This is a genomic window from Gordonia sp. McavH-238-E (assembly GCF_022348225.1).
Taxonomy (GTDB): domain Bacteria; phylum Actinomycetota; class Actinomycetes; order Mycobacteriales; family Mycobacteriaceae; genus Gordonia; species Gordonia terrae.
Map to the genome: position 1 here is coordinate 25,277 of NZ_JAKRFE010000016.1, position 21,965 is coordinate 47,241.

Annotated in this window: 20 protein-coding genes; 14 read left to right on the top strand and 6 right to left on the bottom strand. The window is 66.9% G+C overall.

The window, feature by feature from the left end; translation table 11 throughout:
• Positions 1-122 precede the first annotated feature (122 nt).
• Positions 123-944, bottom strand: a complete 822-nt coding sequence (locus MHN80_RS21005) for a crotonase/enoyl-CoA hydratase family protein (protein ID WP_004022056.1) — start codon at positions 942-944, stop codon at positions 123-125.
• Positions 945-1,035: 91 nt separating this feature from the next.
• Between MHN80_RS21005 and MHN80_RS21010 the strand changes: the two genes are divergently transcribed.
• Positions 1,036-2,661 carry an acyl-CoA synthetase gene (locus tag MHN80_RS21010; protein WP_239403500.1) on the top strand — a complete coding sequence of 542 codons (1,626 nt, stop codon included), beginning with the start codon at positions 1,036-1,038 and terminating at the stop codon, positions 2,659-2,661.
• 24 nt (positions 2,662-2,685) lie between these two features.
• Positions 2,686-3,825, top strand: a complete 1,140-nt coding sequence (locus MHN80_RS21015; protein WP_064569769.1) for a nitronate monooxygenase family protein — start codon at positions 2,686-2,688, stop codon at positions 3,823-3,825.
• A gap of 23 nt (positions 3,826-3,848) precedes the next feature.
• On the opposite strand, the gene MHN80_RS21020 is transcribed toward MHN80_RS21015, so the two are convergent.
• The 5 genes from MHN80_RS21020 to MHN80_RS21040 all read right to left on the bottom strand — a co-directional run bounded on the left by MHN80_RS21020 (position 3,849) and on the right by MHN80_RS21040 (position 9,787).
• Entirely contained in the window at positions 3,849-4,601 is a 753-nt protein-coding gene (locus tag MHN80_RS21020) for a DUF1275 family protein (RefSeq protein WP_239403501.1), read from the bottom strand.
• Between the two features lie 285 nt (positions 4,602-4,886).
• Positions 4,887-5,480: a hypothetical protein gene (locus MHN80_RS21025; protein WP_239403502.1), complete on the bottom strand. Its 594-nt coding sequence runs from the start codon at positions 5,478-5,480 to the stop codon at positions 4,887-4,889.
• 305 nt (positions 5,481-5,785) lie between these two features.
• Complete coding sequence (locus MHN80_RS21030) at positions 5,786-7,339, bottom strand: long-chain-fatty-acid--CoA ligase (RefSeq protein ID WP_239403503.1); 1,554 nt, start codon at positions 7,337-7,339, stop codon at positions 5,786-5,788.
• Complete coding sequence (locus MHN80_RS21035) at positions 7,336-8,460, bottom strand: acyl-CoA dehydrogenase family protein (RefSeq protein WP_239403504.1); 1,125 nt, start codon at positions 8,458-8,460, stop codon at positions 7,336-7,338. Before MHN80_RS21035 ends, MHN80_RS21030 begins: the two co-directional genes overlap by 4 nt.
• 124 nt (positions 8,461-8,584) lie before the next feature.
• Positions 8,585-9,787 carry an acyl-CoA dehydrogenase family protein gene (locus MHN80_RS21040; RefSeq protein WP_004022044.1) on the bottom strand — a complete coding sequence of 401 codons (1,203 nt, stop codon included), beginning with the start codon at positions 9,785-9,787 and terminating at the stop codon, positions 8,585-8,587.
• A gap of 147 nt (positions 9,788-9,934) precedes the next feature.
• Here MHN80_RS21040 and MHN80_RS21045 point away from each other — a divergent pair, with 147 nt between their 5' ends.
• From MHN80_RS21045 to MHN80_RS21100, 12 genes are all read left to right on the top strand, one after another.
• Entirely contained in the window at positions 9,935-10,129 is a 195-nt protein-coding gene (locus MHN80_RS21045) for a ferredoxin (RefSeq protein ID WP_004022043.1), read from the top strand.
• Positions 10,130-10,211: 82 nt separating this feature from the next.
• Positions 10,212-11,102 (top strand): 3-oxoacyl-ACP reductase, encoded by an 891-nt coding sequence (locus tag MHN80_RS21050; RefSeq protein WP_004022042.1) that lies wholly within the window; start codon positions 10,212-10,214, stop codon positions 11,100-11,102.
• Positions 11,103-11,165: 63 nt separating this feature from the next.
• Positions 11,166-11,930 (top strand): ABC transporter permease, encoded by a 765-nt coding sequence (locus tag MHN80_RS21055; RefSeq protein ID WP_004022041.1) that lies wholly within the window; start codon positions 11,166-11,168, stop codon positions 11,928-11,930.
• 3 nt (positions 11,931-11,933) lie between these two features.
• Entirely contained in the window at positions 11,934-12,785 is an 852-nt protein-coding gene (locus MHN80_RS21060; protein ID WP_004022039.1) for an ABC transporter permease, read from the top strand.
• Between the two features lie 57 nt (positions 12,786-12,842).
• Complete coding sequence (locus MHN80_RS21065) at positions 12,843-13,964, top strand: MCE family protein (protein ID WP_239403566.1); 1,122 nt, start codon at positions 12,843-12,845, stop codon at positions 13,962-13,964.
• Entirely contained in the window at positions 13,957-15,015 is a 1,059-nt protein-coding gene (locus MHN80_RS21070; protein WP_058253549.1) for an MCE family protein, read from the top strand. Before MHN80_RS21065 ends, MHN80_RS21070 begins: the two co-directional genes overlap by 8 nt.
• Entirely contained in the window at positions 15,012-16,232 is a 1,221-nt protein-coding gene (locus MHN80_RS21075) for an MCE family protein (RefSeq protein WP_239403505.1), read from the top strand. The genes MHN80_RS21070 and MHN80_RS21075 overlap by 4 nt, the downstream gene beginning before the upstream one ends.
• A gap of 1 nt (position 16,233) precedes the next feature.
• Complete coding sequence (locus MHN80_RS21080) at positions 16,234-17,508, top strand: MCE family protein (protein ID WP_064569773.1); 1,275 nt, start codon at positions 16,234-16,236, stop codon at positions 17,506-17,508.
• Positions 17,505-18,782, top strand: a complete 1,278-nt coding sequence (locus tag MHN80_RS21085; RefSeq protein ID WP_004022034.1) for an MCE family protein — start codon at positions 17,505-17,507, stop codon at positions 18,780-18,782. Before MHN80_RS21080 ends, MHN80_RS21085 begins: the two co-directional genes overlap by 4 nt.
• Positions 18,782-20,215 (top strand): MCE family protein, encoded by a 1,434-nt coding sequence (locus tag MHN80_RS21090; protein WP_101819853.1) that lies wholly within the window; start codon positions 18,782-18,784, stop codon positions 20,213-20,215. The genes MHN80_RS21085 and MHN80_RS21090 overlap by 1 nt, the downstream gene beginning before the upstream one ends.
• Positions 20,212-21,147, top strand: a complete 936-nt coding sequence (locus MHN80_RS21095) for a hypothetical protein (RefSeq protein ID WP_239403567.1) — start codon at positions 20,212-20,214, stop codon at positions 21,145-21,147. Before MHN80_RS21090 ends, MHN80_RS21095 begins: the two co-directional genes overlap by 4 nt.
• A complete protein-coding gene (locus MHN80_RS21100) occupies positions 21,147-21,815 on the top strand; it encodes a hypothetical protein (protein ID WP_197505574.1) in 669 nt (222 codons plus the stop codon). The genes MHN80_RS21095 and MHN80_RS21100 overlap by 1 nt, the downstream gene beginning before the upstream one ends.
• Positions 21,816-21,965 lie beyond the last annotated feature (150 nt).

Here is a 21,965-nt window from a genome sequence, read left to right on the forward strand (position 1 = left end):
CCGCGCGCCTCGCTCGGTAGGGCTGGAGTCGGACTGGTGTCGACCGTGCCTCGTCCTTCGTCGACTGGGCGTGGACTTTCGTCGACTGGGCGTCGTTTCGTGTTGATTGTGCGCTGAAGTGACTACTCGCCGGTGAACTCGGGTGTGCGCTTCTCGGCGAACGCGCGCGGGCCGACCTTGGCGTCCTTGGACTTGAAGACCGAGATGCCGATCTTCGCGTCGATCTCGAAGGCGTCGAGTTCGTGCAGGCCCTCGGTGTCGCGGATGGTCTTCAGGATTCCCTGTACCGCGAGCGGACCGTTGGCCGCGATCTTCTCGGCGAGCTCGAGGGCTTTGTCGAGCGCGGCGCCGTCGTCGACGACGTGGCCGATCAGGCCGTACTCCAGGGCCTCTCGCGCGGTGACGTGGCGACCGGTCAGCAGGATGTCGCAGGCGACGGTGTACGGGATCTGTCGGACGAGCCGGACGGCGCTGCCGCCCATGGGGTAGAGCCCCCAGCGCGCCTCGGAGACACCGAACTTCGCGCTCTCGCCGGCGATCCGGATGTCGGTGCCCTGCAGGATCTCGGTGCCGCCGGCGATCGCCGGTCCCTCCACCGCGGCGATCAGCGGCTTGGTGAGGCGGCGTCCCTTGAGCAGCGCGGGCAGCGACGCCGGATTCCAGGCGCCGGAGTCCACCGTGTCGCCGGGTGCGTTCTTGTTCATGCTCTTCAGGTCGGCGCCCGCACAGAAGTATCCGCCGGCGCCGGTGAGGATGGCCACGCGGATGTCGGGGTCGGCATCGACCTGATCCCACGCCTCCGTCATGATCCGCATCATCTCCGTCGACAGCGCGTTGCGCGCCTCCGGGCGGTTCATCGTCACGATGAGGATGTGCCCGCGCTTCTCGACGAGGCACTCGGGTGCCTTCTCGGTGACGGACTCGGCGGGGGTTGTTGTGGTCATCGCTGCGCTCCGGTCTCGCTGTGCTCAGGTGATCGCGGCGGCAGTGGATTGCCGCTTGCCCAGAACGATAACACGTTCTAATTTTGATCCCATGGCCTACACGATCGCCGACCTCATCGAGCATGCCGTCGACCTTGTTCCCGAGCGCATCGCGCTCGAGTCCGGCGGCCGCACGCTCTCCTACGCCGAGCTGGAGGCGCGGTCGAACGCCCTCGCCCACACACTGCGCGAACTGGGTGTCAAGCCGGGTGACCGAGTGGGGTTGTACAGCCGGAACACCATCGAATCGGTAGAGGCGATGGTCGCCATCTTCAAGGCGCGCGCGGTGATGGTCAACGTCAACTACCGCTACGTCGAAGCCGAACTCGAGCACATCTTCACCGACTCCGGGATGAAGGTGCTCATCCACGAGCGCGGCTTCGCCACCCGCGTCTGCAACACGTTGCCGCGCTCACCCGAACTCGAGCACCGCATCGCCATCGAGGACGGGTCCGACGAGGATCTCTGCTGCGACGGACACGGCGACGCCATCCGGTACGAGGAAGCGATCGCGGGATCGTCGACCGAACGCGACTTCGAGGACCGCAGCGACGACGACCTGTACATGCTCTACACCGGTGGCACCACCGGGAAGCCCAAGGGTGTCGTGTGGCGTCAGGTGGACGTCTGGCGTGTGCTCGGTGGCGGAATCGACTGGTACACCAGCGAACCCGTCCCCGACGAGTGGCATCTCGCCAAGACCGGCGCCGACGGCGGGCAGCTCGTCCGGTACCCGATCCCGCCGTTCATCCATGGCGGATCGCAGTGGGCGATCTTCCAGTCGCTGTTCGCCGGCGGAAAAGCGGTGGTGTACCCCGAGTTCAGCGGCTCGGCCGCGTGGGACATCGTCGAACGCCACAAGGTCAACGTCGTGTTCATCACCGGAGACGCCATGGGACGTCCCATGATCGAGGCGCTGGAGAACGGCGACGAGCGCGATCTGTCCAGCGTGCTGTCCGTCGCGTCATCGGCCTGCCTCTTCTCGCCGAGCGTGAAAGAACAGTTCCTCGACCGCTTTCCGAACGCAGTCGTCATCGATGCCATCGGGTCGTCGGAGACCGGCTTCGGTGGAATGGGAGTCGTCGAGAAGGGCACCCCGCACACCGGTGGTCCACGGGTGAAGGCCGACAGCGAGACCCACGTCCTCCGGGAGGACGGCACACCCGTCGAGGCGGGGAGTGGCGAGGTGGGGGTGCTCGCGCGCTCCGGACATGTGCCGCTGCGCTACCACAACGATCCGGAGAAGTCGGCCAAGACATTCAAGGTCTTCGACGGCGTGCGGTACTCACTGCCCGGCGACAATGCGGTCCTCGAGGCCGACGGGACGATCACCATGCTCGGCCGCGGGTCGGTGTCGATCAACACCGGCGGCGAGAAGGTGTTCCCCGAGGAGGTCGAGGGCGCGCTCAAGGCCCACCCGGACGTGTTCGACACCGTCGTGGTGGGAGTGGCCGACGATCGATGGGGCCAGCGCGTCGCCGCGGTGATCGCCACCCGCGACGGGGCGCGGCCGTCGCTCACGAGTCTCAACGACGTCGTGCGGAAAGAGCTCGCGGGCTACAAATGCCCGCGCAGCGTGTGGTTCGTGGACGAGATCAAGCGTTCTCCCGCAGGCAAACCCGACTACCGATGGGGAGCGTCGGTCACCGCCGAGCGTCCCGCCGACGAGGCGCAGTAGAGCGCCGGAAGCGAGCTGACAACAATGCGTACTGAACTGGCCGAGAAGTTCGGCATCGAATACCCGATCTTCGGGTTCACACCCAGCCAGGACGTGGCGGCGGCGATCAGTCGCGCCGGCGGACTCGGCGTGCTGGGATGCGTCCGCTTCAACGAGGCCGACGAGCTCGACGAGGTCCTGGAGTGGATGCACGAGAACACCGACGGCAAGCCCTTCGGCGTCGATGTGGTGATGCCCGCCAAGATCCCCACCGAGGGTTCCAAGGTCGACCTCGACTCGATGATCCCGCCCGAGCACCGGGCGTTCGTCGAGCGCACGCTCGACGATCTGGGTGTGCCGCCGCTGCCCGGTGGTGATCGTGTCGACGCCGGTGTGCTCGGCTGGCTGCACTCGGTCGCGCGGTCCCACGTCGACATCTCGATGGAGCATCGTCGGAAATACGGGCAGATCAAACTGATCGCCAACGCCCTGGGGTCGCCGCCGCCCGACGTCATCCAGACCGCGCACGACAACGGCGTGCTGGTGGCCGCACTGGCAGGCGCGAAAGATCATGCGCTGCATCACGTCGAGGCCGGCGTGGACATCGTCATCGCGCAGGGTTACGAGGGTGGTGGGCACACCGGTGAGGTCACCTCGATGATCCTGTGGCCCGAACTCGTCGACGCGGTCGGCGACACCGCCCCCGTTCTCGCGGCCGGTGGCGTCGGTAGCGGTCGTCAGATCGCCGCCGCGATCGCGCTGGGTGCCCAGGGTGTGTGGATGGGCACGTACTGGCTGACGGCCGCGGAGTACAAGCTCGGCGTGCCGGAGGGCTCGGACAAGCCGTCGACCGTTCAGCAGGCGCTGCTCAAGGCGACGTCGCGCGACACCGTGCGCCGCCGGATCTACTCGGGAAAGCCTGCGCGACTGCTGAAGACGGCCTGGACGGATGCGTGGGATGCCGAATCGGCGCCCGAACCGCTGCCGATGCCGCTGCAGAACCTCCTCGTCGCCGAGGCGCACGCACGGATCTCGCAGGCCGACAACCCCGACGTCGTCGCCATGCCCGCCGGGCAGATCGTCGGACGCTGCAACGCCATCACGCCGGTGGCCGATCTGATCGCCGATCTCGTCAGCGAGTACGACGAGGCCGTCGGCCGGATGAACAAGACGCTGGGCGGTTAGCGGACTGGTGCGGCGACGTCACGTCAGCGGACATCGGCTCGCAAGAATTTCGGATGATCCAGGCGCCAGGTGATCATCGCCGCGACCACCGCGACCACGGCCAACGTCAGCAGTGAGTTCCGTTCGTCGAAGGCGTTGAACAGCAGACCACCGAATCCGGCACCGGCCAGGAATCCGGCGTAGGTGCTCAGGTGAGCGACCCATCCCCACCGCTTGGCGCCGGCCACGTGCAACCCGGCACCCTGGCCGATCTTCACCAGCGTGCCGGTCACATACGACAGGGGCATGACGACCTCGCCCTTGCGGCTGATCGAGGTGTTGAGTGCGCCGAGACCGAAGGCCAGGCAGAGGACCGGGCCGGCGCCGAATTCGCGATTGCCGTTCTCGAGGCCGATGTCGATGAGCCACGCCGCGATCGTCGAACCCGCGGTCAGCATCGTCGCCCCGTGCCTGGCCTTGCGCCACACATACATTCGCGCCAAGGTGGCCACGAACACCCCGAGAACGAACACCACCACGGTGAGCAGAGCGGTGAGGCCGAGCCGGTGCGCCCCCTTGACGTGTTCGAGCACCAGCCGTTCGCTGTTGCCCGTCATGAAGGTGACGTACCAGCCGGAGGAGTACAGCCATGCCGCGGCGCCGGTGGCGCCGGCCAGCGCGGCGAGGACGGCGGCGAGAACCATCTCTCGCCCGTCGTAGAAGGGACCCAGCAATTCCTTTCGGGTTGATTCGCTGCGAGGGTCGGAAGTGGATGCGGTGCGTTCGACAACGGTCATCGGGTCGGCTCCCAGTCCTGTCGGTAGGGCTGTGGTCGTGATCGGCATTCGAACGGGGGAGTGTGTCCCGGCGGCATCGGCGGTCTGTCCCGTCGGGGAAGCCCGATAGGGCAGTTCCCTCCTTCCAGGGCACCCGAAGTCCGCCGTCTGCGCCACGTGAGTCCGACCACATACTGGTCCGCCCGGGCGATCCGTCACCCATCGAGGTGTCGGCGGAACCAGCGCGTCGGCACGACCGTTGTGTGGCGGCTGCGAGCGGGCTCGGCTCGGGATTCGGGGATCGCGCTACGGCGAGGTGTACTCGCCCCACAGGTCGTCGACGATGTCGGCGGCGTCGGGCGGGAGGCAACTCGCGTCGGGACACGGCCCCGGCGGCATGGGAGTCGGTGCGATCAGGGTGCCGGCTGCGGCGGGAAGTGTCAGTCGCGTGGTTGGTGCGGTCGACGGCTTTCCGGTCGGGCCGAGCGTGCCCCATTGTTCGACGCCGTCGACTCCCGGCACGGTGGTGCATCCCCAGTACAGGTCCCAGTCGCCGTCGGGCAGCACGGTGGACCCGGTCGGACCGTCGTCGAATACCTCGAGCGCAACAGTTCTCGTGCCGCGGGGGGCGATCAGAGCCCGCGGGTCGACCGGATTGACGTACCCGAACGGCGGTCGTGAGTCGCTGTTCGCCACCGACCCGGCCGGTAGCCCGAACATCTTGCACCCGATCACCGCCGCGGACCGGTTCGTGACTGTCACGGTGACCGAGTTGCCCGACACCGAGGGCGCGATAGTCACGTCGCCGGGGGCGGCGTGCGCGACAGCGGGGGAGAGGATTGCCGCGGTTGCGCATCCGAGCGCGATGCCCAGGGTGCGGAGCAGGTGTCGTCCGGTCATGGAGTCAGGCCTCTCGAGCTGCTGGTCGGATACCGTCAGGGAACGCGGGCCGACGGGCATCAAAGTACCTGACGATCTGGTGCGTCGTAGGTCGGAACGGGTGTGTCGCCGTTGCCGGCCAACATGCTTTCCATGGCTCCTCCGACGTTGCGGGGTGTCACTTCGACGGAAACTCGGTCAGATCTTGGCGACGACCGCCGGTACAAGCAAAGACGGGCAGGGATTCTGGCGCCCGCACTCTGCAACTCACTGTCCACAATGACGCGAAACCCGTATGACATTAGGTTCGGATTCCGAACACAAAGTCATACGGATCGCGCGCGAACTACGTCGCCGGCGCGGTAGGTGCGGCCGTCGCGAACCCACGTGGGCGGGGTGGTGTCGGCCGCCAGCAGTCGCTTGACCGTCTTGAAGGTGGCGGTCTCGGGGAGCTCGTCGACGAGTCGCACCCGGTGCGGCCACTGCTTGGGACCGAGATCGTCCTGAGCGGAGAGGAACTCGCCGAACTCGTCGGCCGTGAGCCCGTCGGCGACGAGGACCGCCTCGATCTCGTCACCGATCTCCACCGGTACGCCATGCACCGCGACCTGACGAATCGACGGATGACGCAGCAGGATTCGTTCGATGGGGCCGGTGCCGATGTTCTCCCCGTCGACCCGCAGCCAGTCGCCGAGCCGTCCGGCGAAGTGCAGGAAACCGGCGTCGTCGACCCAGGCGAGGTCGCCGGTGTGGTAGATCCCGCCACGCATACGGTCGGCGGTGGCGTCGGGTTCATTGTGATAACCGGCGAAAAGGCCGGGGCCCGAGAGGTTCACGATCTCACCGACCGTGCCGACAGGTACGGGCTCGCCGGTGTCGACATCGACGACCGCGGTCGGCTCACGCAACGGTCCCAGGGCGTCGTCGGGTGTGTCGGGGGTCCGGGTGATGGCCACCCCGCCCTCGGTGGAGCCGAAACCGTCGACGACGCGGCACCCGAATCGCTCGGCGAACCGGCGCCGGTCGCGGGCCGATGCCTCGTTGCCGTACATGATGCGTAACGAACTCGCGGCGTCGCCGGCGTGCGGCTCGGTGGCGAGGATGTAGTTCATCGGTTTGCCGACATAGTTGGCATAGGTCACGCCGTATCGATGGACATCCTCGACGAACCCGCGCGCGGAGAAGCTGCGTCGCAACGCGATCGACGCCCCGCCGGCCACCGCGACGCACCACCCGGCGATCATCGCGTTCGAGTGGAACATCGGCATCGACAGGTAGGCGACGTCGCGCGGACCGATGTCGAACCGGTCGGCCAGCATCGGGCCGCTGGTGGCGAAGGTGCGATGCGTACACCGCACCGCCTTCGGATCCCCGGTCGTCCCCGAGGTGAAGATCAGCATCATGAGGTCGTCCGGCGTCGGATCGGCGAGTGGCGCCGGCTCGCTCGTGGCCACCGCGTCCGCCCACTCGGGCGAGTCGACATCGATGACGCGGGTTTCACCGAGGTCGAGGCCGTCGAGCAGATGCCGGGTGTCGACGCCGCACAACACGACCTGACAATCGGCGCGGGCGATGTCGGCGGCGAGGGCGTCACCGCGGCGGGTGGTGTTCAGGCCGACCAGCACGAATCCGTGACGTGCCGCCGCTGCGAACAGTGCGCTGAACTCCGGTGTGTTGGCGAGCAGGATGCCCACGTGGCGCGGGCGGTCCTCCGACAACCAGCTCCGCACCACCCCGGCCCGCAGTGCGGCGTCGACGAGATGATCTGCCCACGAACGGAACCCGCCCTCGAACCAGATCCCGCGATCGTCGACCCCGGTCAGCGGCGCGACGAGATCGGCGACCGTCGAGGCGCGCGTCGGGGCGATCGGCCGGCTCACGCCGGTGTGGCGGCCAGCTCGGCTCCGATGACCCTCACCGACGCGGTGGCCGAGCCGAACGCGAACTCGTTGTGCTTGGCGCGCAAGAAGTAGCGATGCACGGGGTGGCTGGTGTCGAGGCCGACACCACCGTGAACGTGTACGGCCGTGTGTGCCACGCGGTGACCGGCCTCCGCAGCCCAGAACTTGGCCGTCGCGATCGCATTCTGCAGCTCCGGGGTGGGTCCGCTCGAATGGTCGAGCAGCCAGGCCGCCTGCGTCGTCGTCAGCGCCAACCCCTGCGCGTCGATGTATCCGTCGGCGAGACGCTGCGCGACCGCCTGGAACGATCCGATGGCGCGGCCGAACTGCTCACGCTCGCGGGCATATTCGGCGGTGAGCTCGAGTCCGCGCTCGACGATGCCGGTCTGGTCGGCACAACACGCCAGTGTCGCGCGGGCGACCAGCGTCGCGGCGGTGTCCCCTCCGCCGGCGAGAACGGCGTCGCCGTCGACCGGTGTGCCGTCGAACTCGACCTGCGCCGAGGGGATCAATCCGGTGGACGGGGTGGGGGTGACGACGACGCCCGGGGCGTCGGCCGCGACGACCACCGCGACGACACCGTCGGGTCCGGATGCGGTGACCACGAACATGTCCGCGGCCTCGGCATAGGGAACGTCGACCTTGACCCCGGTCAGCGTCCCCTCCGTCGAGAACGTCGTCGTGGGGGAGCCGAGGTCGGTCGCCAGGTCTTCCTCGACGGCAACGGTGAGCACCGAATCGCCGGTGGCACCGGCAGCGAGGACCCGGCCACGGAGCTGCGCCGAACCGTGCGCGGCGATCACCGGCAGCGCAGCGATCGCATGGGGTCCGAACGGTACGCGGGCCAGCACCCGGCCGAGCTCGGTGGCCACGAGCGCGTTCTCGACGACACCGAGGTCGCCACCGGCATCTCCGACGGCTTCGGCGGTCAGCTCGAGGCCCAGGAGCCCGGCGCCGCCGAGTTCACGCCACAGGTTCGCGTCGAGCGCAGCCCGCGAGGACTCCAGGTCGGCGACGCGCTCGGGAGTGCTGATCGACGTCGCGATGTCGCGGGCCAGTCCACGGACGTCGGCGCCGGATTCGGGAAGCGAGAAATCCATCGGTGCGTCTCCATCTTCGGGGTGCGGTTGTGGTTTCGATACGCCGCGTACTCGCTGCGCTCGCTCGGGGCTACTCGACCAGCGGGTGGGCGGGGTGCTTGCTCATCGGCTGGGGCGGGGCAGGCTACCTGCGCTGGTGCGGGAGGCCGAGGGCGAGCATCGCGATGATGTCGCGCTGGATCTCGTTGGTGCCGCCGCCGAAGGTGAGGATCAGCGACGTGCGCTGGTAGCGCTCGAGCCGGCCGTTGAGATGTGCCCCCGTACTGCCGGTGCGCAGGGTCGCGGCGGGACCGACGACCTCCATCAGCAATCGGTAGGCCTCGGTGGCGAATTCGGTGCCGTAGACCTTGGTCGCCGACGCATCGGCCGGACTCGGCGACCCGCCGGAGCTGGCGACCGAGGCGATCTTCCAGTTGATCAGCTTCAGGAACTCGACCTTGGCATGGACGCGGGCGAGGTTCTGCTGAACCCACGGCGCGTCGATCACCCGGTGGCCGTCACCGGTCTTGGTCTGCTGTGCCCACGCGACCGTCTCGCGCAGTGCGGTCTGGATCGGCGCCGCGCTGCACAGCGCCACCCGCTCGTGGTTGAGCTGATTGGTCACCAGCGGCCACCCACCGCCCTCCTCGCCGACGATCGACGACGTCGGCACCCGGACGTCCTGGTAGTAGGTCGCGCTGGTGTCGACTCCCGACATGGTGTGCACCGGTGTGTAACTGAAGCCCTCGGCGGTGGTGGGCACGATGAGCATCGAGATGCCCTTGTGCTTCTTCCCGCCGGTTTCCAGCGTCGACGGGTCGGTACGGCAGGCGAGCCAGATGTAGTCCGCATACGCGACCAGGCTGGTCCACATCTTCTGGCCGTTGATGACGTAGTCGTCACCGTCGCGGACCGCGGTGGTCCGCAGGGCCGCGAGATCGGTGCCGGCGCCCGGCTCGGAGTACCCGATCGAGAAGTGCAGCTTGCCCGCCGCGATCCGCGGCAGAAAGTACGCCTTCTGCTCGTCGGAGCCGTAGTTCATGATCGTCGGCGCCACCGAGTTGATGGTGAGGAACGGAACGGGTGCGCCCGCGATCGCGGCCTCGTCGGTGAAGATCAGCTGATCCATCATCGACCGGTTCTGGCCGCCGAACTCGGTGGGCCAGCCCAACGCGAGCCAGCCGTCGGCGCCCATCTGGGCGACGACGTCGCGGTAGGCGTCGCCCTCGCCGAGCTCGCCGTCGCCGCCGGACAGGGCGGCACGACGGTCCTCGGTCATGAGGCCGGAGAAGTAGTCGCGGAGTTCTCTGCGGAGCTCGGCTTGTTGGTCGGTATAGGCGATGCGCATCGACACTCCAAGGGGTGGATCGGCTAGCGTCCGGTCCCGGCTTATGGTCAAGTTGACAGGCGAAGTGCTCGTGCACTTCTGAAACACGTTCTAACCTGTTCTCACAGCCCAGTCAACAGGTGACCCATCGATGAGGAGACGGTTCCGATGCGTATCAAGGCAGATTTCGACCTCTGCGAGTCCAACGCCATCTGTGTCGGGATGGCGCCGGACTTCTTCGACCTGGATGACAACGACTACCTGGTGATTCTTCAAGAGGACATCCCGGCGGACCGCGTCGAGGAACTTCGTCAGGTCGCCGCCAACTGCCCGAAGTCGGCGCTGTCGGTGGTCGAGGACTGACCCCGGCGAAAATGCGGTTCGGTTCCATCCGTTCGTGAATCATGCTAGAACAGGTTCTAGTTTTAGCTCAGGAGGATGTCGGGTGGGTTACTCGTTGGACGGTCGCGTCGCGGTCGTCACCGGTGCAGGTGCAGGTCTCGGTCGCGCGGAGGCCATCGGATTGGCTGCCGAGGGGGCAACGGTCGTCGTGAACGACCTCCCCGCGGCGCTCGAACAGAGCGACGTGATCGACACGATCACGACCGCAGGCGGCCGAGCTGTCGCGGTGGCCGGCGACATCGGCGACTCGGCCACCGCCACCGCCATCATGACGACGGCGACCGACCAACTCGGCTCGCTCGACATCGTCCTGAACAACGCGGGCGTGGTGCGCGACAAGATGCTGTTCAACATGACCGACGACGAGTGGGACCTGGTGATCCGCGTGCATCTGCGCGGTCACTTCCTGCTCACCCGCAACGCCGCGTCGCACTGGCGCGCCGCATCGAAGGCGGCGGGCGGTCCGGTCTACGGCCGGATCATCAACACCGCGTCGGAGGCCGGTCTGCTCGGTCCCGAGGGGCAGGCCAACTACGGGGCGGCGAAGGCGGGTATCACCGCGCTGACGCTGTCGGCATCTCGAGCCCTCAAGCGATACGGCGTGCGTGCCAATGCGATCTGCCCGCGGGCGCGGACGGCGATGACCGCCGCGGTGTTCGGCGACGCGCCCACCGACGGGGTGGATCCCCTCGACCCCGAACACGTCGTGCGGCTGGTGTCCTATCTCGCCGGTCCCGACTCCGACGCGGTCACCGGTCAGGTGTTCGTCGTCTACGGTCCCAAGGTCACGCTGATGGCTGCGCCGACGGTCGACGAGGTCTTCGTGGCCGAGGGCGACGCGTGGGCGGCGGAGGACCTCGCGAAGACCCTGACGGGCCACTTCGCCGACCGCGATCCGGGACGCACATTCTCGGCAAGTGCTCTGGTCAACTGACCAAATCGGCTCGATTGTGCGTGATAGGTTTCGCGATGGTGCGAGGGTGAAGGGGGGCTGGCGGTGCTGAGCAAACTGGCCACACCCTTGAGCGGGATCGGGGATTTCGTTGCGCTCGGGGTCGAGTCGACGCGCGAGTTGTTCCACCGTCCGTTCCAGTGGCGGGAGACCGTCGAACAGTCCTGGGCGATCGCCCGCGTGTCGATGGTGCCGACGCTCCTGGTCGCCATCCCGTTCACGGTTCTCGTCAGCTTCACGCTGAACATCCTGTTGCGCGAGATCGGCGCACAGGACCTGTCGGGTGCGGGTGCCGCGCTGGGCACGGTCACCCAGATCGGCCCGATCGTCACCGTGCTGATCGTCGCCGGGGCGGGCGCCACCGCGATCTGCGCGGATCTCGGCGCCCGGACCATCCGCGAAGAGATCGACGCCATGAAGGTGCTCGGCATCAACCCGATCCATCGTCTGGTGGTGCCGCGCATCGTGGCCTCCACCGGCGTGGCGCTGCTCCTCAACAGTCTCGTGTGCACCATCGGCATCGGCGGCGGGTTCATCTTCTCCGTCTACCTCCAGGACGTGAATCCCGGTGCATTCGTGGCCAACCTGACACTGCTCACCGGGTTCGGCGAGCTGATGATCTCCATGGTCAAGGCGGCTCTGTTCGGTCTGTTCGCCGGCATGGTCGGCTGTTACCAGGGCCTCAACGTCAAGGGTGGCGCGAAGGGCGTCGGCGATGCCGTGAACGAGACCGTCGTGTATTCGTTCATGGCGCTGTTCGTCGTCAACGTCGTCGTCACCGCCGTCGGTCTCAAGGCAACGGCGGGCTGAGCGATGGTACTTCCGTTCACCACCCGGTTCCGGACCGCGCGCGTCGCGGTCAAGCGGGCCGGCGAGGACTGGGATCAGATCGGCGATCAGGCGCTGTTTTACTGGGACAGCGTCGTGTCGATCCCGCGTGCGATCAAGCACTACAAGAAGGAGACCCTGCGGCTCATCGCCGAGATCTCCATGGGCACGGGCGCGCTGGCCATGATCGGCGGCACCGTCGTGGTCGTCGGATTCCTGACACTGTTCACCGGCGGGACGATCGCGGTCCAGGGGTACAGTTCGCTGGCCAACATCGGCGTCGAGGCGCTCACCGGCTTCTTCTCGGCGTTCATCAACGTGCGCATCGCCGTCCCGGTGATCTCCGGTATCGCGCTCGCCGCGACCATCGGTGCCGGCGCGACCGCGCAGCTCGGTGCCATGCGCGTCTCGGAGGAGATCGACGCGCTGGAGACGATGGCGATCTCGTCCATCCCGTACCTGGTGTCCACGCGGATCATCGCCGGTCTGATCGCGATCATCCCGCTCTACGCGTTGGCGTCGTTGGCATCGTTCCTCGCGAGCCGGTCGGCGACGGTCTTCCTGTACGGACAGTCGCCCGGCGTCTACGACCACTATTTCGACACGTTCCTCATCCCGTCGGACATCCTGTGGTCGTTCGTGCAGGCGATCTGCATGGCGGTCGCCGTCATGCTGATCCACACCTATTACGGCTACAACGCCTCGGGTGGGCCGGTCGGCGTGGGCGTCGCCGTCGGGAACGCGGTCCGCGCATCGCTCGTTGTTGTGGTCGTGATCACACTCCTGACCTCTCTCGCCATCTACGGCGCCGATGGCAAGTTCAACCTGGCGGGCTGAGTCATGAGCAAGAGACAAGAGCGTTCACGGGCCACCCGCCGAACGGCGGCGGTCGTCATGGTCGCGGTGCTGCTGGCGCTGATCATCGGGGCGAGCGCATCATTCCTCGGTGCCTTCAAGGGCACCCAGCAGGTCACCCTGGTCGCCCCCCGCGCCGGACTGGTGATGAACCCCGACGCCAAGGTGAAACTGCGCGGCGTCGAGGTGGGACGGGTCGCCGAGATCTCCGAGCGCGGCGGCGATGCGATACTGACCCTCGACATCGCCGACGGCGACATGTCCAAGATTCCCGCCAATGTGGCCGCGGACATCAAGTCGAACACCATCTTCGGCGCCAAGGCGGTCAACTTCGTGGTGCCCGGAGAGCCAGAGGGCACACTCACCGCAGGAGCGGAGATCCCCGCCGACCGGGTGGTCGTCGAGCTGAACACCGTCTATCAGCAACTCGTCTCGGTGCTCGCGCAACTGCAGCCGGAGAAACTCAACGCGACCCTCGGTGCGATCAACACGGCGCTGCAGGGTCAGGGCGAGGAGATCGGCGATGCCCTTGAGCAACTGACCACGCTGCTGGGCAAGACCAATCCGCATCTGCCTGCCCTGAACCGACTCTTCCGGGAGGGCGCGACCGTCACCAACGTCTACGCGGATTCGATGCCCGATCTCCTGCGCACCGTCGACAACTTCACCGTTGTCGGGAACACGTTGGTGGACAACACGTCCAACCTCGACGCACTGCTCATCAACGCCACCGGGATGGCCAACACCATCGATGGGGTCATCGCCCCCTCGAAGAAGACGCTCATCGGAGCGCTGTCGGATCTCGATCCCATCGCGGCGCTCCTGGGATACAACGCCCCGGGGATCAAGTGCTTCCTCACCGCGGGCGCGATCGCCTCCGAGGTCGCGGCGCCGTTCCTCGGCGAACGCAACGGCATGCTGATGCTCGACGCGGGCCTGCTGCCCGGCAAGGATCCCTACGCCTACCCCTACGACCTGCCGCGGGTCGGGGTCGAGGGACCGCCGACGTGCCAGGGCGGGCTCAGTGATCCCGCAACCAAGGTGCCGGCACCGTTCTACGTCGGCGACAACGCACCCCAGCCCTACCAGCCCAGGACCAAGCCGAAGGCGAACTCGCAGAAGCTGTTCCAGATCCTGTTCGGAGAACCGCCCCGTGGATAACCGCGCTCGCGCGTTCCGCGCGACCCTGATCAAACTGGGTGCCTTCACCGTGGTGATGGTCCTGGTCTTCGTCGCGCTGGTCGTCGTCTTCAGCCGCTATCGGTCCGGCGCGTCGAACGAGTACAGTGCCGTCTTCACCAGTGCATCGGCGATGAAATCGGGCAGCAAGGTCAAGATCGCCGGAGTCGAGGTCGGGTCGGTCGGTGATGTCGAGCTGAACCGCGACAACGATGCCGTCATCACCTTCAGCGTCGACCAGCAGTATCCGCTGCCGGAGTCGGCACGCGCGTTGATCCGATACGAGAACCTCACCGGCGACCGGTATCTCGAGTTGCAGCAGGGGACCGGCAACACGTCGACCTTCCTTGCCGACGGCGCGCAGATCCCGATCGGCCAGACCGAGCCCGCACTCGATCTCGACAAGCTCGTCGGTGGCTTCAAGCCACTGTTCCGGACCCTGGACGCCGATGAGGCCAACGCGCTGACCAGTTCGCTGATCGCGGTCTTCCAGGGGCAGGGCGGCGCGTTGAACACGTTGCTGGGCAACACCGCGTCGTTCACCGACTCGCTGGCCGACCGCGACCAGTTGATCGGCGACGTGATCGACAACCTCAACACGACCCTCGCCACCCTCGACGGCGATCGGGAGGGCCTCGACACCAGCGTCGACCTCCTGCAGCAACTCGTCACCGGGCTCGCCGAACAGAAGAGCACCGTCGGCAACGCGTTGACGCAGACCTCGCGCGTCACCAACGGTCTCGCCGACCTGTTGGGCACCACCCGACCGACCCTGCAGTCGATGGTGACCAACACCGGACGGGTCTCGGAGGAGTTGCTGGCCGCGGAACCGTTTGTCCGCAACCTGATCTCGCGACTTCCCGAGGACTACAAGACGCTGTCGAACCTCGGCTCCTACGGCGCCTGGCTGCAGATCTACTTCTGCCGCATCCGGCTGATGCTGCCGGCGCCCGGCGGTCAGACCATCCTGTACACGTCGAACAACGTGATGGGGAACTCGACGACGGCAGGCGGAAGGTGTGACGGCTCATGAGTCTTCCGTTCGGCGGCATGTTCTCGAGCCGTAGATCCGAATCCGACGAGGCCGACGTCGCCCGCGAGCAGAAACGCGGACAGCGGAGTCGCGCACAGGTCGGCGTCATCGGCATCGTCGTGATCGGCCTGGTGGTCATCACCGCGATGCAGATGGACAAGCTGCCCTACATCTCGCCGATCAGCACCTACACCGCCTACTTCGACGACGCCGGCGGACTCACCAAGGGCGACATCGTCTCCGTCTCCGGTGTCCAGGTCGGCACGGTCGAGTCGATCGCGCTGGCCGGGACCGACGCCGGGACCAAGGTGAAGGTCGGGTTCCGGATGGACGACACCGTCGAGATGGGCTCGGACTCCCAGGCGGCCATCCGAACCGAAACCGTGCTGGGTCGGCGCAATCTCACCGTCATCCCGCACGGCGGGGAGCGGATCAAGCCCGGCGGCTCGATCCCGATCGGCAACACGATCTCCCCGTATTCGCTGCAGGACGCTCTCGAAGGCGCGACCGACACCGTCGCCGACACCGACACCGAGCAGCTCAACGAAGCCCTCAACACCTTGACGATCACCTTCTCCGAGACGCCGGATCAGGTCCAGGGTGCGGTCAACGGTGTGGCACGGCTGTCGAAGGCGGTGGCCGACCGCGACAACGAGCTGCGAGCGCTGCTGGCCAAGGCCAATCAGGTCAGCAAGATCCTCGGCGACCGTAATGAGCAGATCAACCGCCTTCTCGTCGACGCCAATGCGCTCGTCGGGGAGATCGAGATGCGGCGCTACGCGCTCAACCAGCTGATCAAGGGAATCGGTGACGTCACCGCGCAATTGCGTGGCTTCATCGCCGAGAACAACGCCCAGCTGACCCCGGTCCTGCAGAAGTTCGACCGTGTGGCGACGATCCTCACCGATCAGGAGAAGGAACTGAAGGAGACGATCGACCGGCTGGGGCCGTTCGCCAACACCCTCGGCGAGGCGGTGGCGTCGGGCCCGAACTTCGATTCCCTCGTCGGGCTCAACACCTTCGGCGACTACACCGCGATCTTCCTGAACGCCCTGCGCGGTCGCTACCCGCAGCTGTGGCAGTCCCTGCAGTACTCGAGCTTCCCGTTGCTGCCGCAACCGTGGAGCCAAGGGCCCCCGGTGGGAAGCGATCCGCCGCGCGGACCACTGCCCACCCCGACCTATCCCACGCCCGCGCCGACCACGAGGGGGAGGTGACATGACCGTCGGAAGTATGACCATCGGACGCAAGGTGCTCTTCGGCGTGCTCGCCGTGGTTCTCGCGATCGCCCTGATCCTCGTGGGCTGGAAGGTGTTCACCAAATCCACGACGAACACCTTCACCGCCTATTTCGCCGGCGTCGCCAGCCTCTACAAGGGGGATCCGGTCCGGGTGCTCGGTGTGAACGTCGGCAGCGTCTCGGCGATCACCCCCCGCGAGAACGACGTGAAAGTCGAACTGCGCGTGGACTCCAGCGTCGACATCCCGCAGGACGCGAAGGCCGTCATCGTGGCGCAGAGTCTGGTCTCGGGCCGGTTCGTGCAGCTGACCCCGGTCTATTCGGGCGGGCCGCAGATGTCCGACGGCGCCGACATCCCGATGGATCGCACCGCGGTGCCGATGGAGTGGGACGACATCAAGGCCCAGCTCACCCGGCTCACCGAGGCCATCGGGCCGGAGGGCGCCGATCCGGGTTCGGCGGCCAAGGCGGTCAACGTCTTCGACGAGAACCTCGAGGGCAACGGGGAGGCTATCAACGAGTCGATCCGCGAGGTGTCCGATGTCATCGGCACCCTCGCGGCCGGTAGCGGTGACCTCTTCTCCACCATCCAGAGCCTGCAGAAGCTCACCGACGCCCTGTCGGGGAGCCACGAGCAGCTGGTGCAGTTCAACGGTCGGATCGCTTCGGTCAGTTCGGTTCTCGCGGACAACACGACCGAGCTCGACGAGGCCCTCAAGGGTCTCGACGCGGCCATGACCGATGTGCAGCTCTTCATCGACACCAACAAGACGGCGCTGTCGTCGTCGGTGGAACGCCTGGCCGCGAGTACGAAGATCGTGGCCGACAAGGACGAACAGGTTCGCGGTGTGTTGCATTCGGCACCCAACCAGCTCGCGAACTTCTACAACATCTACAACCCGCTGTCGGGTTCGCTGTCGGGTGTGTTCGGCCTGGGCAACGGCACCAACCTGATCACACTGCTGTGCGGGTCCATGGAATCGACCAAACGACCCGGCACCACGATGGCCGACGTCGACAAGTGCGTGGAGATCCTCGCGCCCGTCCTGTCGTCGATCTCGATGAACTACCCGCCGTTCCTGACGAATCCGGTGCAGGGTCGCAACGCGACACCGAGTCAGCTCCAGTACCAGGACGCAAGCGTTCGAGCGCGAGCCAATGCCGGTGTGACCCGGTTGGACAACGAGACCCGACGCGACAACCGAGGCAGCCCGCTCGAGGATCTGCTGGTCCCGTTCGGAGGTGACCGATGAGGCCGGCACGCCTGCGCGGCGGGTTGGTCGCCGGTGCGGCCTCCCTCGCGCTGATTGTGGCCGGATGTTCCTTCGACGGACCCAACTCGCTGCCCGTCCCGGGCGCCGAGGGCACCGGTGGTGGTTCCTACGAGATCACCGCCCTGATCCCGTCGGCTGCCGGACTCGTCAACAATGCGCCGGTCCTCATCGACGACGCAACGGTCGGGAGCATCGGCGACATCGAGGTCGAGGACTGGAATGCGCTGGTCACCATCCGCCTCAACGACGGCGTGATCGTCCCGCGCGGGTCGCACGTCATGGTGGGGTTGACCAGTGCGCTGGGTTCGACGCACCTGGAGATCGTGCAGCCGGCCGAGCCCGAAGGCGGCCGCCTCGAAGCGGGCGACCAGATCCCCCTCACCAAATGCCCGGAGCAATCCAACATCGTGACCGACCCGTCGGTGCCCGCGGTGCCCGACATCAATGCGGCACAACAGGTCTCGGCGTGTACCTATCCCAGTACCGAGCAGGTGCTCAGCTCGCTGTCGGTGGTGCTCAACGGCGGTGGTCTGTCACAGATCGGCGACATCGTGCACGAGATGAGCGAGGTCTTCGGCGGACGCGAGGACCAGATCAAGAAGCTGATCCCGCGACTGAACACACTCGTCGCCGATCTGGATGCGCAGAAGGGCAACATCATCCGGGCCACCGAGGGACTCGACCGGTTGTCGCGCACCATGAACGAACAGTCCGGCACCATCGAGCGCGCGCTCGACGACAGCCCGCAGATCCTGCAGCTTCTCGTCGACCAGCGTCAGCAGTTCCTGGACACGCTCGGCTCGGTCGCCACTCTGTCGAAGACAGCCAACGACATCCTCGACGCCAACTCCGAGGACATCGTGACGATCGTGGAGGGGATCGAACCGGCCCTCGATCAGCTCCAGGCGGCAGGTCCCGCGATGACGCAATCGCTCAACATCCTGCTGACCTTCCCGTTCTACGAACCGACGATCCGACGAATCGTCAAGGGTGACTACGTGAACTCGGACCTCACGCTCGATCTGACGCTGGAGCGCCTGGACAAGACGATGTTCGCCAGCCTCGGCGTCACCGGGCCCGAGGGCGTCTTCGGACGTCCCGCCGGCGCCGCCGCGCGCGGGCTGAATCCGTTCATCGCGCCACTCCAACCGGGCGGCGAACGGATGCCCGACTCCGCCGAACCGATTCCGGCGAACATGATTCCGCAGATGCCCGCGGTCACGCCGGTCCCGGCCGCGGGAGGTGGCCGCTGATGAAGATCACGCGATTCGTCCGGATGCAGCTGATGATCTTCGCGATCGTGACCGTGGTCGCGATGGTGGTGATGGCGCTGTTCTACATCCGCATCCCGTCGATGTTCGGGGTCGGCAGCTACCAGGTGCAGCTGTTGCTGCCCACCAGCGGTGGCCTGTATCAGAATGCGAACGTCAGTTACCGCGGCGTGTACGTCGGCAAGGTCGACTCGGTGCAGCTGACCGACTCCGGCGTCGAAGCGGTGCTGACGATCGAGAACAGCGCGGAGATCCCGGCATCGTCGACGGCGTCGGTGCGCAGCGTCTCCGCGATCGGCGAGCAGTTCGTGGAGTTCACACCGGACCCCGAGGCCGGGGAGTCCGGAGGATTCCTGCAGGACGGGGCCACGGTCTCGACCAACAAGGTGCCGGTGGAGATCTCGTCGATGCTCGACCAGGCCGACCGGTTGCTCGCCGAGATCGGTGACACGCGTCTGCGCTCGCTGATGGACGAGGCCTTCGTCGCGTTCAACGGCACCGGCGAGGCGCTTCAGCGACTGCTCGACTCGATGGTCCTGTTCGTCGACGAGGCGAACAAGAACACCGACACGACGATCCAGCTGGTCGAGCAGGGCGCCCCGCTGCTGGCCACCCAGTCACGCACGGCCGACGCCATCCGCTCCTGGACCCGGGACGTCACCGCGTTCACCGATCAGCTCCGCGCGAACCGGCCCGAGATCGGCGACATCCTGCGCAAGGGGCCGGCGACCGCGTCGAAGAGCCAGGAACTCTTCGAATCCCTCGGCGCGTCGTACCCGCTGTTGGTCTCGAATCTGGGCACCATCGCCAAGACCCAGGTGGTGTATCTACCGAACTGGAAGCAGGTCCTCGTTCTCTATCCGCGACTGGTCAATTCGTTGATCACGGCTCTGAACACCGGCACCAACCGGTTCGGTCCCAACGTGAACTTCTCGCTCGGTTTCCAGGACCGGCCGCCGTGCAACATCGGGTTCCTCCCCAAGGAGGACTGGCGGTGGCCCTCGGAGCAGACCGCTCGCGAACTGCCGCCGGGCATGCTGTGCCGGGTGCCGCAGAACTCCAACATCGCCGTCCGGGGCGCGCGCAACTACCCGTGCGCGGAGTTCCCGGGACGCCGTGCGCCCACTCCGGCGGAATGCGCGACGGGGTATGTGCCGAAGCCGGGTTCGGTCGACCCCTTCCAGAGCGGGCTGCCGTTCGGGTTGAAATGGCAACCGGCGTCCTCCGGTACCGTGACACCGGGCACACCGAAGGACTTCGACGCCGAGCCCGCGGTGTACGCGACGACATACGACCCGGACTCGGGCAACTTCATCGGACCCGACGGAAAGACCTACAACGCCGGGGCCGGCAGCGATGAGCAGGGACAGAGCAGTACATGGCAGACGATGATCAGCGGGACGGTCGCCCCGTGACGCCGGACGGTCCCGGCACGACCTCCCCGGATCGCACGGGCACGGATCGCGCGGGCACGGGTGACCGCCGAAATGCGAAGCGGCCGGTGCGTTCGGCGCCGATCCGGCGCGGGCGTTCGGCAGGGAAGAAGCCGTCGAAGCCGGCCGCGGCGACCCCCGCCGGCGATGTTCCCACGCCGACGGACGGGCGCACCGACGAGTCGGCGGCCGGAACCGACGAGGTCAGGTCGGACACGACGTCGTCGGTGTCGCTCACCAAGCCGGACGGCGAGTCCGGCGCTGAGGCGGGCGCCGGCGCGGTGCCCGCCATCGCGCCCGACCCGTCCGAGGTCGAGAAGACGGTCGGCTACCGTGAGCGTCGACGCGCCCGGACGGCAGCCGCCTCGTCGGCCGCGCAGGCGCCGAAAGCCAAGCGCCGCATCAGGTACCGCGGAACCGGTCGACGCTCGCCACGGACGATCGTAGGTGTCGTGGTGGCACTCGTGGTCATCGTCGTGTGCGCCATCGCGTCCGTGGTGTTCGCGCTCGGTATCGCCCGCCAGGACCGCACCGACGACCTGCGAGCCGAGTACTCGGCCTTCGCGTCACAGGTCCTCGTGAACCTCACCAGCATGAACCCCGACACCGTCGACCAGACCCTCACCTCGGTGCAGGAGGACACTAGCGGCAAGGTCAAGCAGGAGGTGGAGAACAACATCCAGCAGGTCGCTGCCCTGGTCCGCGACGGCAAGCTGGAGACCCGGTCGCTGATCCTCAGTTCTGCGGTCACCAAGGCCGAACCCGACGAGGGCTCGGTCATCATGGTGTTCGGCTGGCACCAGCGATCTCTCGATGGCGAGGTGCCGTCGCAGGAGAAGGTGTTCCGGTGGCGTGTGGACATGACGCGCATCAACGGGGACCTGAAGATGACCGACTTCGAGTGGGTGGCGTGATGGCGTCCGGGTCCGCACCGACCTCGCGTTCGCGATTCGCGATGGGCAAAGGGCGTCTGGGTCTGATCGCACTCGGGGTGGTGCTGGTCGCCGCGGTCGTGGTCACGGCGTTCCTCGGGTTCCGCTTCACCCAGGGTCGCGCCGTCGAGGACGCGCGGGCGTCGTCGCTGGCGGCGGCGCGCGACTATGCGACGACGATGTTCGGGTACAACGCCGAGAACGTCACCGAGCACATCGATCAGTCGATGAGCGTGCTCACCGGGCCGGCGAAGCCGGAGTACACGAAGCTGATCACCGACAACAATCTCGCCGCCGAGGTACGCAAGCAGTCGGTCGTGTCCGAGGTGACGATCCAGGACGCGGGCGTGGTGACCAACACCGCGGACACCTCGCAGGTCCTGATCTTCATGAACCAGTCGGTGACCCGAGGCAACAAGGAACTCGTGAGCATCAACCCGTCGCGGCTGACCTTCGACATGAAACGCGACGGCGACCGCTGGATGATCAACTCCATCGAGGTCATCACCGACGACACCTTCCGCTCGAAGATCGAGGTCGTGGAGTCGCTACCGCCCGACGCGAAGCCGGTGCCCGGCCCGAGTTCCGCGCCCGCGGCGACGCCGACGCCGGCGCCCGGCCCGGCCGGAGCGCCGGTGCCCACTCCCTGACCGGGTTAATCCGTTGCGGCCCGCCGGAATCGGGCGTACGTTCGCGGGTACACAAGGAAGGAGGTGGTCTGATAGTGATTTCTCATCGGACATGTGAGGTGACCATCCGTTAGCAGTTGACCGTGTGGCATTCGTGTCGCACCGAGGCGG